This is a genomic window from Bifidobacterium sp. AGR2158 (assembly GCF_000424225.1).
GTDB lineage: Bacteria > Actinomycetota > Actinomycetes > Actinomycetales > Bifidobacteriaceae > Bifidobacterium > Bifidobacterium anseris.
In genome coordinates, this window is the sequence record NZ_AUJM01000013.1 from 72,750 (window position 1) to 86,427 (window position 13,678).

At 68.4% G+C, this 13,678-nt stretch carries 9 protein-coding genes; 5 read left to right on the forward strand and 4 right to left on the reverse strand.

The genetic code is table 11. From position 1 onward, the window contains the following. Nucleotides 1–38 precede the first annotated feature (38 nt). Genes zwf through pgl form a run of 3 tightly spaced genes read left to right on the forward strand, consistent with a single transcriptional unit; the run spans nt 39 to nt 3,383 of the window. Nucleotides 39–1,607, forward strand: coding sequence for a glucose-6-phosphate dehydrogenase (zwf, locus tag G606_RS0105045; RefSeq protein ID WP_034523740.1), 1,569 nt, complete (start codon nt 39–41; stop codon nt 1,605–1,607). Continuing rightward, entirely contained in the window at nt 1,604–2,569 is a 966-nt protein-coding gene (locus tag G606_RS0105050; RefSeq protein ID WP_026645033.1) for a glucose-6-phosphate dehydrogenase assembly protein OpcA, read from the forward strand. Before zwf ends, G606_RS0105050 begins: the two co-directional genes overlap by 4 nt. A gap of 13 nt (nt 2,570–2,582) precedes the next feature. Continuing rightward, nucleotides 2,583–3,383 carry a 6-phosphogluconolactonase gene (pgl, locus tag G606_RS0105055; protein WP_034523801.1) on the forward strand — a complete coding sequence of 267 codons (801 nt, stop codon included), beginning with the start codon at nt 2,583–2,585 and terminating at the stop codon, nt 3,381–3,383. A gap of 128 nt (nt 3,384–3,511) precedes the next feature. Here the strand turns inward: pgl and gndA are convergent, their stop codons facing one another. Together gndA and G606_RS10010 are read right to left on the reverse strand one after the other, a co-directional pair. Further along, nucleotides 3,512–4,969: an NADP-dependent phosphogluconate dehydrogenase gene (gene gndA / locus G606_RS0105060; protein ID WP_026645035.1), complete on the reverse strand. Its 1,458-nt coding sequence runs from the start codon at nt 4,967–4,969 to the stop codon at nt 3,512–3,514. A gap of 124 nt (nt 4,970–5,093) precedes the next feature. After that, complete coding sequence (locus G606_RS10010; RefSeq protein ID WP_051198578.1) at nt 5,094–5,780, reverse strand: Type 1 glutamine amidotransferase-like domain-containing protein; 687 nt, start codon at nt 5,778–5,780, stop codon at nt 5,094–5,096. Between the two features lie 432 nt (nt 5,781–6,212). On the opposite strand from G606_RS10010, the gene brnQ reads away from it, so the two are divergent. After that, entirely contained in the window at nt 6,213–7,673 is a 1,461-nt protein-coding gene (brnQ, locus tag G606_RS0105070) for a branched-chain amino acid transport system II carrier protein (protein ID WP_081664044.1), read from the forward strand. 117 nt (nt 7,674–7,790) lie between these two features. Here brnQ and G606_RS0105075 read toward each other — a convergent pair whose 3' ends face one another. Continuing rightward, on the reverse strand, nt 7,791–10,646 hold the full coding sequence (locus G606_RS0105075; protein ID WP_026645037.1) for a heavy metal translocating P-type ATPase: 2,856 nt from the start codon (nt 10,644–10,646) through the stop codon (nt 7,791–7,793). 240 nt (nt 10,647–10,886) lie between these two features. Between G606_RS0105075 and G606_RS0105080 the strand changes: the two genes are divergently transcribed. Further along, nucleotides 10,887–11,696: an SDR family NAD(P)-dependent oxidoreductase gene (locus tag G606_RS0105080; protein WP_026645038.1), complete on the forward strand. Its 810-nt coding sequence runs from the start codon at nt 10,887–10,889 to the stop codon at nt 11,694–11,696. A 151-nt stretch (nt 11,697–11,847) separates the two neighbouring features. Here the strand turns inward: G606_RS0105080 and G606_RS0105085 are convergent, their stop codons facing one another. Next, nucleotides 11,848–13,638, reverse strand: coding sequence for a DEAD/DEAH box helicase (locus G606_RS0105085; RefSeq protein WP_081664085.1), 1,791 nt, complete (start codon nt 13,636–13,638; stop codon nt 11,848–11,850). Between the last annotated feature and the right edge of the window lie 40 nt (nt 13,639–13,678).

Genomic DNA, 13,678 nt, shown 5'->3' on the forward strand with positions numbered 1-13,678 from the left:
AGCACCGGTGCGCGGACAGGGACGCGGCCGGCGTTAGGATGGCAGACATGACACAGACAACAGGACAGGGGGCGGCGCCGCTCGAATGGGTCAACCCGTTGAGGGATCCCAGGGATCTGCGCCTTCCCCGCATCGCAGGACCATGCAGCATCGTGATCTTCGGCGTGACCGGCGACCTGTCGCGCAAGAAGCTGCTGCCGGCCATCTATGACCTCGCAAACCGCGGCCTGCTGCCGCCGAGCTTCGGCCTGACCGGCTTCGCGCGGCGCGACTGGACCGAGGACCATTTCCGTGACTTCGTCAAGGAGAACGTGCAGGCGCACTGCCGCACGCAGTTCAACGACGCGACCTGGGAGCAGCTCGCCCGCGGCATCCGCTTCGTGCGCGGCACCTTCGAAGATCCGGACGCCTTCGCCCGGCTGAGCGACACCGTCGCCGAACTCGACCGTGACCGCGGCACGCGCGGTAACCACGCGTTCTACATGTCGGTGCCGCCGCGCGACTTCCCAATCGTGGCGCGCCAGCTGGCGAACTGCGGTCTGGCGAAGTCCGGCGAGGACGCGTGGCGACGCGTCATCATCGAAAAGCCCTTCGGCCACGATCTGGCGAGCGCTCAGCAGCTCGACGAGGTCATCTCCGAGGTCTTCGACCCCGATTCGGTGTTCCGCATCGATCACTATCTGGGCAAGGAGACGGTGCAGAACCTGCTCGCGCTGCGGTTTGCGAACACGATGTACGAGCCGATCTGGAACGCGAACTACGTCGACCACGTGCAGATCACGATGGCCGAGGACATCGGTGTGGCCGGACGTGCCGGCTACTACGACGGCATCGGCGCGGCGAGGGACGTCATCCAGAACCATCTGCTGCAGCTGATGGCGCTCACGGCGATGGAGGAGCCCGTCTCGTTCTCGGCGCGCGACCTGATGGCCGAGAAGACGAAGGTGCTCTCCGCCGTGCGGCTGCCGCGCGACCTGGCCGCCCACACCGCGCGCGGCCAGTATTCGGCCGGCTGGCAGGGTTCGGAGCCGGTGTGCGGCTACCTCGAGGAGAAGGGCATCGACCCCGATTCGACGACCGAGACCTACGCGGCGATCCGTCTCGACATCGACACGCGCCGCTGGGCCGGCGTCCCCTTCTACCTGCGCACCGGCAAACGCCTCGGCAGGCGCGTCACCGAGATTGCGCTCGTCTTCAAGCGCGCCCCGCACCTGCCTTTCGAATCGACGGCGACGCAGGAGCTCGGCAAGAACGCGCTCGTCATCCGCGTGCAGCCCTACGAGGGCGTCACGATTCGCTTCGGCTCGAAGGTGCCGGGCGTCACGTCGATGGAGGTGCGCGACGTGTCAATGGACTTCAGCTACGGCCGTTCGTTCACCGAATCCTCCCCCGAGGCCTACGAACGCCTCATCCTCGACGTGCTGCTCGGCGACCCGCCGCTGTTCCCGACGACGAAGGAGGTCGACCTGTCGTGGCGCATCCTCGACCCGATCGAGGACTTCTGGTCGACGCTCGGCCAGCCGCAGCCCTACCGCGCCGGTACGTGGGGGCCGCAGGAAGCCGTGGAGATGCTTGCACGCGACGGACACCGTTGGAGGATGCCATGATCATTACGATGCGGGACACCGAGACCAATGAGATCTCGAACAAGATCGACGAACTGCACGAGGAACGCGGCGAGGTCGCGCTCGGCCGCGTGCTCACGCTGCTCATCGTCACCGACGAGGACCACCTCGAGAACACGCTCACGCTCGCGAACGAGGCGAGCCGCGACCATCCGTGCCGCGTCATCGCGGTCGCGCCGAGCACACGGCGCATGACCGAGGAGACGACCGACCGCACCTACCTCGACGCCGAAGTGCGCATCGGCGCCGACGCGGGCGCCGGCGAGGTCATCGTGCTGCGTCCGCGCGGCGGCCTCATCCACCATCTCGACACGCTTGTCACGCCACTGCTCGTGCCGGACGCGCCGATCGTGGCGTGGTGGCCGACCGAGGCGCCCGCCAACCCGTCGAAGGACCTCGTCGGCGCGATGGCGCAGTCGCGCATCACCGACGCGATGCGTTCGGGCAACCCGATGCGCACGATCGAGGATCTGCGACGCAACCGTTCGCCGAAGAACGTCGACATGTCGTGGACGAGACTGACGCGTTGGCGCGCGCTGCTCGCGGCGATGCTCGACCAGCCGCCGCACATGCGCATCACGGCCGCGAACGTTGTCGGCGAAGGCGACTACCTGCCCAAGGACCTGCTCGCCGCATGGCTCGCCGTCAGCCTCGACATCCCCGTGTCAATCGAGACCGATGACGACGCGACGGCGATCTGCGCGGTGAGCCTGACGCGCGAGGACGGCGGCGTGCTCAGCCTCGTGCGCTGCCACGACCATGACGACATCGTCACGATCAGCGTGCCCGAACAGTCGCCGCAGACGATCCCGCTGCCGATGCGTTCGCTCGGCGACTGCCTGAGCGAGGAGCTCGGCCGTCTCTACCCCGACGAGATCTACGCGCGCGTCATCACCGATGGCTGGCGTCGCATCCACCCAGACGGCGCGCAGGCGCAGCGATGAAGGAGGACGCATGATGATCGAACGCGAACTCATCACCTATCCCGACCAGCGTCTGTTCGCCGAGGCGGTCGCCGCGCGCACGCTGCTGACGATGAACGAGGTGCTCGGCCTTCCCGACCGCGACCGCGTCGACGTCGCCGTGACCGGCGGCACCGACGGCACGACGATCCTCGAGGCGATCGGCGCCTCGCCGCTGCTCGACGTCGTCGACTGGCGGCGCGTGCACATTTGGTGGGGCGATGAACGCTTCGTGCCCGCCGACAGCGACGAACGCAACGAGAAGCAGGCGCGCGCCGCATTGTTCGACCGTCTTGTCGCCGACGGGCGCATGAGCGACGCGCAGATCCACGCGATGCCCGCCGATACGCGCAGCGCAAGCGAACGCGAGAACGCGAGCGAGGAACAGACATGCGAGGCGCTGCGGCATGCGGCCGCCGTCTACCAGTCCGAGCTCGTCGGCGAGCTCGGCCAGGCTGCGGCGATGGACATCATGATGTTCGGCGTCGGCCCTGACGGCCATTTCGCGTCGCTGTTCCCCGATCACAAGGAGCTTCTCGTCGACAAAACGGACCTCCTCGTCGCCGGCGTCGACGACTCCCCCAAGCCGCCGCCGACGCGCCTGACCTTCACGGTGCCGATGATCGCCAGGACCGATTATCTGTGGATCTGCGGCTCGCGCGCGGCGAAGGCCGACGCGATGATGCACACCTTCACCGGCAGGCGCAACCCGCATTGGCCGGCCTCCTTCGCCGACGCGCGCAGGCAGCTGCTGTGGATCGGCGACGAGGCATCGACGGCGCGGCTGCACGACTGAACATTCGCTGTTTTCCGTCTTCGGAAGATGGCGAGCGTATTCTCCAGTGGAATATATTAGGAAGGGCGCCGACCTCATCGCGAGGTCTGCGCCCTTCACTGCATCCGTCGTATTCCGCACGGGCCGGATCAGTCGGCCATCTTCACTTCCTTCTGGTCAGGTTCGGCCCACAGGATGTGCCATGCGCCCGGCTGGTCCACACGCTGGTAGGTGTGGGCGCCGAACAGGTCGCGCTGGCCCTGGATGAGCGCGGCCGGCAGACGCTTGGCGCGCAGGCCGTCGAAATACGCGAGCGAGGAGGAGAAGACCGGTGCCGGCAGGCCGACCTCGGCCGCCGTGGCCACGACGTGGCGCCAATCGGACTCGCTGGCCTCGATGCCCTGCTTGAAGTAGGGGGCGAACAGCAACGAGACGTCGGCGGCGCCGTCCTCGAAGGCCTCGGAGATGCGGTCGAGGAACTTCGCGCGGATGATGCAACCGGCGCGCCAAATGCGCGCCAGATGCGCCATGTCGATGTCCCAGCCATAGGTCTCGGCGGCGCGCGAGATCTCGTTGAAGCCCTGCGCGTAGGCGACGATCTTCGACGCGTAGAGCGCCTGGCGGACGCGTTCGATGAAGGCCTCGCGCGTCTCGACGCCGAGCTCGATATGGCCGTCGGGGCCGTGGAACGGATCGGCCTGCGCCTTCTCACGCAGCGCCGTCTGGTCGGACAGCCCGCGGGCGAACACGGCTTCGGCGATGCCGGTGACCGGCACGCCGAGCTCGAGCGCCGTCTGCACGGTCCACGTGCCAGTGCCCTTCATACCCGCATGGTCGTAGATGACGTCGACGAGCGGCTTGCCGGTCTGCGGATCCTTCTTGTGCAGCACCTCGGCCGTGATCTCGATGAGATAGGAGTCGAGGTCGGTGCCGTTCCACGCCTCGAAGACGTCGCCGATCTCGTCGGGGGTCATGCCCAGGCCCCGGCGCATAATGTCATAGCTTTCGGCGATGAGCTGCATGTCCGCATATTCGATGCCGTTGTGCACCATCTTGACGAAGTGGCCGGCGCCGTTTTCGCCGACGTGCATGACGCAGGGTTCGCCGTCATCGGCCTTCGCGGCGATCGATTCGAGGATCGGCTTGAGGCGCTCCCACGACGCGTCGGAGCCGCCGGGCATCATCGACGGGCCGAGCAGCGCGCCCTCCTCGCCGCCGGAGACGCCCATGCCGACGAAGTGCAGGCCCTTGGCGCGCAGTTCCTTCTCGCGGCGGATCGTGTCCTTGAAGTACGAGTTGCCGCCGTCGACGATGATGTCGCCCGGTTCCATGTACTCGGCGAGCTCGTCGATGACGGCGTCGGTCGCCACGCCGGCCTTGACCATGATGATTGCAGTGCGGGGCTTCTCGAGCAGGTCGACGAACTCCTTGACGGTTTTCGCCGGATAGAACTGCCCCTCGTCACCGTAGTTGTCGATGAGATGCTCGGTGCGGGCATAGTGCCTGTTGTAGACGGCGACCCGGTTGCCGTGGCGTGCGAGGTTGCGTGCCAGGCTTGCGCCCATCGCGGCAAGTCCGACGACGCCGACGTTTGCTTCTGCGCTCATATGCGTTCCTCCATTGCTGGTGACGATGTGGATGTGACGATACCGCACTCAAGTCTAACGCACCGCGCCGCCGCGCCTCCTGATCCCACCGATGTCTCGCCACCGGCGCAGCCTCGCGCGGCGGCTACAGCAGCCGTGCGATGCGCGAGCCCGTGCCGACGCGGCGCATCCGGCCGTCCTCGACGACCAGCGCCTCGTCGTTGCGCAGCGGCACGTAGCTCGGCTCGCCGGCGTGCAGGCGCAGGATGTCTCGCGCTGCCGCGCCGAGCATACGCCCGCCAACATGGGGCACGACATGCACATCGGTCAGCGTGAGCCCCCGCGTCGGCGAAGAGGCGCGTCTCGCCGCGTGCAGCGTCGCCGCCGGCTCGCGGCGCACGTCCATCGGCGCGATGTAGTCGATGTCCAGGGCCGCGACGACCGCGCCGGCCGATTCGCCCACATACGGCACGCCCGAGGCGACGAGATCGCGAATGAGCGGCACGACGCCGGCGGCGCGCAGACAGCGCATCAGATGGAAGCTGTTGCCGCCGCACAGATACAGCAGGTCGCAGCCGCGCAGCATCGCGGCCACCCGCGCGCGCCGCCCGTTCAGGTCGACGCAGCGCACCTTCAGGCCGTGCGCGCGCCACCACGGCGCCGCCATCCGGTTCGCGAAGCCGTAGGGTTCGGCGAAGCTCGCGTTCGGGACGAAGCCGATGATGGCGCCGTCGCGCAGGGCGAACACGCGGCGCATGAGCGGCAGCAGCCCCACCGCCGACGACGCGAACAGCAGCCGCGCGCCCGTCCCCACATCCGTCACCCGTCCCATGTGCCGCCTTTCCCTGACCGATTCCTTGTATTTCCTTGTATGTTTACGTCTGTCCGGCTGTGCTGTGTTTGTCCGACTGTGCTGTGTCAGATCGACTGTTGCGTCAGATCGACTGTTGCGTTTGCCCGACTTTCCTTGTGCCGAATCGATTTCCAGTGTAGGAGCGCGGCGCGGGGGCGCGCCTGTTCGCCGTGAGCGCGGCGCCGCGGGGCCGGCACACCGTGCGGCCTCTATACTGTGCAGTGACCGCGGGCCGTGCCGCGTCGGCGATTGCCGGCTGCAGTCGGCCGCGAGTAGCCCTGTTCATTCCCCTACCCGTTCTGGAGGCGATCCGACGTCATGCGCGCACCGGACTCCCATTCCCATCCCGCTTCCCATCCCGCGACGTCTTCTCCGGCGACGTCCTCTCATTCCACGACGTCCGTCCGTCCGATGACGCCCGACGGCGCGAGCGCGACCGGTGACGATCCGGCCGCTGAAAACGCGATCGAGGTCGCGCAGGACATCGCCGAACACGTCGAGCAAGCCGACGGCGCACGGCTGCCGGGTGCGCGCGAGCCGCGGCTGACGACCCGTCAGCGCGTCATCGTCGGCGTCACGTTCTTCTCAATGTTCTTCGGCGCCGGCAACCTCATCTTCCCGCCGTATCTGGGCGCGCTCGCCGGCGATCGCACGGCGCCCGGCATGCTCGGCTTCGTCCTCTCCGCCGTCGGCCTGCCGATCCTCGGCGTCATCGTCGTCGCGCGCGCCGGCGGCTTCTCCAACCTCAGCGCACGCGTGTCGCCGCGCTTCGCGCTCGTGCTTGGCGTGGCGATCATGCTCACGATCGGCCCGCTGTTCGCGATCCCGCGCACCGCGTCGACGTCCTTCGAGATGGCCGTCGCCCCCTTTGCCGGCGAAGGGCTCGGCGGCGCCCGGCTGATCTATTCGGTCGTGTTCTTCGCGCTCGCGTGGCTCGTCGCGCAGCATCCCGACCGCCTGTCGCAGGTGCTCGGCAAGATCATGGGTCCGCTGCTGCTCATCATGATCGCCGTCCTGTTCGTCACGTGCCTGTGCGTGCACCATCCGCCCTTCGCCGCGCCGAGCGGCCCGTACGCGCACGACCAGCTCATGCAGGGCTTCCTCGACGGCTACCAGACGATGGATCTGCTCGCCGGCCTGTACTTCGGCATCGTCATCTCGGCGAACATCGACGCGATGGGCGTGCGCGACGAGCGCGGCAACCGTCGCGAGACCGCCCTCGGCGGTCTGTCCACCGGCGTCATGCTCGTCGTCATCTACGCGATGCTCGGCTTCGTCGGCGCCGTCTCCGGCTCCTACCGTGGCATCGACGGCGCGACGGACACCGGCGCGACGGTGCTCACGAACCTCACCGAGCAGGTCTTCGGCCACGCCGGCACCGTCTTCGTCGGCGTCATCTTCGTCGTCGCCTGCTTCAACGTGTGCGCGGGGCTCATCTCCACCTGCTCGTCGTATTTCCACAAGCAGTTCCCGCGTGCGCTCTCCTACCGCGCTTGGACGCTTGTGTTCGCGCTCGTCGCGCTCGTCATCGCGAACATCGGCCTGAGCGCGATCATCAACCTGTCGGTGCCGGTGCTTGAGGCGCTCTATCCGATCGCAATCGTCCTCGTCGTGCTGTCGCTGTTCGACTCCGTCTTCACGAGCCGTTTCCCGGCCGTCTACTTCTGGACGGTGCTGCTCACGGCGATCGACAGCGTCGCCAACGGCGTCGTCGGCCTCGTCGCCACGTTCGGCGGACGCTGGACGTGGCTCGAGACGGCATGCGGATGGCTGCCGCTCAACGATCTGGCGCTCGGCTGGCTCGTGCCGTCGGCGCTCGGCGTGGTCATCGGCGTGATCGTCTCGCTTGTGCGTCGCCGTCGGCACGCCTGAACAAGGGACCGAAGACGGCGAACGCGCCGTGGGGGACGGCCGACATGTCCGGTCATTGCCACGGCGCGTTCGTCGTCTGTGACTACTGAGTGCCACTTCGCGGTGACTGTGTGTCGATCAGTCGTCCACGTAGTTCGACGGGTTCGAGTCGAAGACCTCGGCGCAGTGCGGATTGCAGAAGTAAATCGTGCGGCCGTGCCACACGCGCTTGGCCGCGGCGGTCTTCGGGGCGACCGTCATGCCGCACACCGGGTCGATGACATCCTCGGCGTCCGCCTCCTCCTGCCTGAGCTGTTCGTCGATCGCGTCCTCGAGGATCTCCTCGGCGGTTTCGTCTGCCATCGCATGTCCTTTCGTTGCAGTGTCCTTGTTGTCGTCTCCCTTGCGGGTGCCGTCCCCATTGTGCGCACGGCATACGGCGCCGTGCACCGGCTCGAGCGTCGATTCATCGATGGGCGCAGCGTGCATCGTGTAGCGGTGCGCGCGGCCGGGGGCGAAACGGTGCAGCCTGTTCGCGTTGAGCACGACCGACAGCGACGAGAACGCCATCGCCGCGCCGGCGATCATCGGGTTGAGCAGCACGTGCCAGATCGGGTAGAGCACGCCGGCGGCCACCGGGATGCCCAGACCGTTGTAGCCGAGCGCGAATCCGAGGTTCTGGCGGATGTTGCGCATCGTCGCATGTGCGAGGTCGAGCGCGGTGACAACCGACGTGAGCGACCCGTTCATCAGCGTGACGTCGGCCGATTCGATCGCGACGTCGGTACCGGTGCCCATCGCCATGCCAAGGTCGGCACGGGCGAGCGCGGGCGCGTCGTTGATGCCGTCGCCGACCATCGCCACATGCCGTCCCTGCCGCTGCAGCGCGAGGATGACCGATTCCTTGTCCTCGGGGCGCACGTCGGCGATCGTGTGCGCGATGCCGGCCTCGCGCGCGATCGCGTCGGCCGTCAGACGGTTGTCGCCGGTGAGCATGACGACGCCGATGCCGCGCGCACGCAGCGCGTCGACGGCGGCGCGCGCGTCGTCCTTGATTGTGTCGCGGATCGCGAACACGGCGACGGTGCGGCCGTCGACGGCGGCGATGACCGGCGTTGCGCCGTCCTGCGCGATCAGGCGCATCGTCTCGCGCACCTGTTCGAGCCCGTCAGAGCCGACGGCGTCCTCGACGAAACGGTCGGCACCGACGACGACATCGCGGCCGTCCACGTCGGCGCGCACGCCGCCTCCGGGCACGGCGACGAAGGTCAGGCATTCGGGGATGTCGAGGTGGCGCGCATGGGCGGCCTCGACGACGGCGTGCGCGAGCGGATGCTCCGATTTCGCTTCGGCGCCGGCGATCGCGGCGAGCGTCGCGTCGTCGATCGCCGCGTCGAAGGCGCCGTCGGCGCCGAGGGCGGCGATGCGCACGACATGAGGTTCGCCGCGCGTGATCGTGCCGGTCTTGTCGAAGACGACGACATCGATCTTCGCGGCCGTCTCGAGCGCCTCCGCGTTGCGGTAGAGCACGCCGTGGCGCGCGCCGCGTCCGGTGGCCGTCGTGATCGACAGCGGCGTGGCCAGTCCGAGGGCGCACGGGCAGGCGATGACGAGCACGCAGATCGCGCAGATCAGGCCGTACAGGCCGCGCAGCGGCACGCCGACGCACCACCAGATGACGAAGGTCCAGATCGCGATGAGGACGACGGCCGGCACGAACACGCCGGCGACCTTGTCCGCCATACGCTGGATCGGCGCCTTCGAGGTCTGCGCGGCGCGCACAAGGCGGATAATGCCGGACAGCGTCGTGTCGGCGCCGACGCGCGTCGCGCGGTAGCGCAGCGCGCCGGTCGCGTTCGTCGTCGCGCCGATGACCGGATCGCCGACCGTCTTGGCGACCGGCAGCGATTCGCCGGTGATCATCGACTCGTCGACGGCGCTCGATCCGGACACGACGACGCCGTCGACGGGCAGGCGTTCGCCGGGGTGCGCCTCGACGATGTCGCCGACGACGATGTCCGAGGTCGCCACGCTCACCGCACGACCGTCGCGGATGACGGTCGCCGTGTCGGGGCGCAGGCCAATGAGTTCGCGGATCGCGTCGCCGGTGCCGGCGCGCGCCTTCGCTTCGAGCAGCTGGCCGAGGATCATCAGCGTGATAATCGTGCCGACGGCCTCGTAGTACGGCGCGCGTGCGGCGGGCGGCAGCAGCTGCGGCCACAGCGTGACGACGAGGCTGTAGCCGAACGCGGCGATCGTGCCGAGCGTGACGAGCGAGTTCATCTCCGGCGCGCGGTGCGCGACCGCGAGCCATCCGGTGCGGTGCACCGGCCATCCGCAGTAGCACATGACCGGCAACGTCAGCACGAGCTGCAGCCACGGGCTGAGCATCCACGGCGCCGTCGCGCGCATCCACGCGTCGACGGCCGGGATCATCGGCAGCATCGCGACGAACAGCAGCGGCACCGTGAACACGACGGCGACGACGAGACGTTGGGTCAACGTGCGGATCTCGTGGGCGCGGTCGAGATCCTCGGCCTGCTGGCGGCCGCGCAGCACGTTGTCGCTTTCGTCCACGGTGGTCGGCGCGCCGGCCACGGCCGCGACGCCGTCGCCCTCACCTTCGCCTTCGACGCGCAGCATGCCATGGAGCATGTTCATGCCGCAGGCGAAGGGGTACTCCCCCGCCGGCAGCGCCGGCAGCCGCAGTTCGGTGTGTTCGTTCGCCGGCAGCGCGAGGTCGATGCCGAGGTCGGAGAAGACGACATGCGACGAGCATTCGCCGCCCTCGCGCCGGTCGAAGTCGATGAGCGTCGGCACGCCGGCGCGCACAATGACCTCGGCCGGGTCGTAGCCGCCCTTGACCTCGATGCGCACATGCTGTACGCCGTCGTCGCCGCCGCTTGCGCGCGCGGCGCGGCGCGGCGCGAAGAAGTACCACAGCAGCAGCGCGCTGAGCGCCACCGCCGCGACGATGATGCCTGCTGTAGCCATTGACCGCTCCTTGTTGAAAACCAATGGTTGAAAAACCAATGCCACGGGCGCCTAGAGGTGGGGGGCGTCCGCCCACGAAGGTCAACGCGGGCGGCGCGCGCCCTATTCCGAAAACGGCACGCGCTGGCGCGTCGCGCGCCGAGCTGAACATGCGCCGCCCGCAGCCCGGATGGGCTACAGTGGGCGGCGACACACGGCGCGACGACACACGGCGCGCCCGCACGAGCGGGAAGGACGATCATGACGACACTGATCACAGGGGCCACCGGAGGCATCGGCAGGGAACTCGCGCTGCTGTGCGCGCAGCACGACGACGACCTCGTCATCACCGGGCGCGACGCGGACAAGCTTGCCGTGCTCAAGACGACGCTCGAACACGACCTCGACGCGCACGTCGTCGCCGTCACGATCGATCTGGCGCATCCGGGCGCCGCGCAACGCCTGCACCGCTTCGCACGCGAACGCGGCATCGTCGTCGACACGCTTATCAACGACGCCGGATTCGGCGACTGGAGCGCCTTCCTCGACATGGACGAGGAACGCATGCGCGCGATGATGCAAGTGAATATGGTCGCGCTCGCCGAACTCATGCGCCTGTTCGGCGCCGACATGCGCGCACGCGGTCACGGACGCATCCTCAACATCGCGTCCGTCGCGGCGACGACACCCGGCCCCTACATGGCGATGTACTACGCGACGAAGGCCTTCGTGCGCTCGCTCGGCGAGGCCGTCTCCTACGAGCTGCGCAGCACCGGCGTGACGGTGACGACGGTATGCCCCGGGCCGGTGACCACCGGCTTCGAGGCGGCCGCGCACATGAAGGGCAAGAACTTCTACACGCTGCCGCTGTTCAAGCCGTCGACGCCCGAACGCACCGCCGCCTTCGCCTACGCGAAGATGCAGGCCGGCAGCACGCTCGCCTATCAGGGCGCGCTCGCGAAGATGACGTCCTTCGGCGTGCGTCTCGTCCCGCGCGTGCTCGCCGCCGCCCTCGCTGCGAAGCTCAACGGCGGCGATCCGGCGTGCCAGACCGACGACGACCGTCGCTGAACGGCGCGCATATTCAACGCAATACCACATCCAACACAATCAATACCACATCCAACACAATACTGACGAGACGAGGGGCGTCCATCCGCGGAACAATCCTGCGGATGAGCGCCCCTCATCAATCAGTGGCCGTCAATCAGTGGCCGTGCGCTCAGCGCGTGCGGAACGGCGTCGAACGACGCTTGCCATTGGCGCGCTTCCTCGTGGCGCCGTTGCGGTGCTTCGACCCTCCGCGCTTGGCCGCCTTCGCCTGATCGGCGTTCTCGTAGCGACGAGCGCGGCGCGCCTCCTCGCGGCGTTCCTGCCGCTTGGCGTCCTCGCCGCGCTCGTCACGCACGATGCGCTGTTCGCGACGGTGGATACGTTTGCCGCCGCGACGCTCGTCGTCATGACGGCTGCGCTCGCGGCGATCGTCATGACGGTCCTCACGTCGATCATCACGACGCCGCTCCTCACGACGGCGATCGTCCTGACGGCGGTCGCGGCGCGGCTTCGCGTCGCGGGAGGCCGACGCGGCGCCGTCCGTCTCCTCGCCGCGCACGCTGTGCACGTCGCCGAGGAAACGCTGCGCGAATTCGCGGCGTTCATCGTCGATCTGCCGCTGCAGCTCGCGGTTGCGCTCGCGGGTGCGGTTCTGGTTGCGCCGGGCCTTCGCGCTGCGCGACTGACGCGCCTCGCGGCGTTCGGACTTGCGTCCGCGGGGACGCGAGGTGCGGCGGCGTTCAAGCTCGGGCAACTCCCAGCCTTCGACGAGCGGCGCCGTCTCACCGACGAGTTCGGCGACCTGCGGCGAATCCGGACGGACCTCGATCGGCTTGATCGCCAGTCCTGCGCGGTGCAGCAGCCCGCGCACGTAGCGCTTCTGGTCCGGCGTGATGATCGTGACGACGTCGCCGGCCTTGCCTGCGCGCGCCGTACGTCCCGAGCGATGCAGGAACGACTTGGGATCGTCCGGCGGATCGACCTGAATGACGAGTTCGACGCCGCTGACGTCAATGCCGCGCGCGGCGACGTCGGTCGCGACGAGCACGTTCGTCGCCCCCGATTCGAAGGCCTGCAGATTGCGGTCGCGCTGGTTCTGGCTGAGGTTGCCGTGCAGCTCCGCGGCCGGAATGCCCTGCTGCGTGAGCGCCTTCGCAAGCTTCTTCGCCTGGAACTTCGTGCGCGTGAACAGGATGCGCCGGCCCTTGCCGCCCGCGAGCGTGCGCACGAGCTCGTTCTTATCGGCCTTCGTCGTCAGGAACACATGATGCGTCATCAGGTCGGCGTGATCGGTCGCCTCATCGACGCTGTGCACCTTCGGATCGTCGAGGAACTCGTCGACGACGGCGTCGACGCCGTGGTCGAGCGTCGCCGAGAACAGCATATGCTGCGCGTCGCGCGGAATCTGCGCGAGCAGTCGCTTGATCGGCGGCAGGAAGCCCATGTCGGCCATCTCGTCGGCTTCATCGAGGACGACGACGCGCACGTCATCGAGCGTGAGCGCGCCCTGCTCGATGAGATCCTCGAGACGACCCGGGCAGGCGACGACGATCTGCGCGCCGTCGTTGAGGTCTCTGAACTGCCGCGCGTAGCGCACACCGCCGTAGACGGTCGTCGTCGTCATCCCGTACAGCGCGGCGAGCGGCGCGACGACGTCGTTGATCTGGTTGGCGAGCTCGCGCGTCGGCGCAAGCACGAGGCCGCGCGGATGCGGCTTGGCGCCGCGCGGTTCGCGGCGGCCGTGCTCGCGGTCGTCGTCGAAGGACGTGGCGACGCGCGTGACGAGCGGTATCGCGAACGCGAGCGTCTTGCCTGAGCCGGTGCGGCCGCGGCCGAGCACGTCGCGGCCGGCGAGCGAATCGGGCAGCGTGTCCTGCTGGATCGGGAACGCGGTGCGTTTGCCCTCGTCGGCCAGCAGATGCACGATCGGGCCGTCGACGCCGAGCTCGGCGAAGGTCATGGCATCCTGTTCGTCGGCGTCGAAGACGGATTCGGGATGC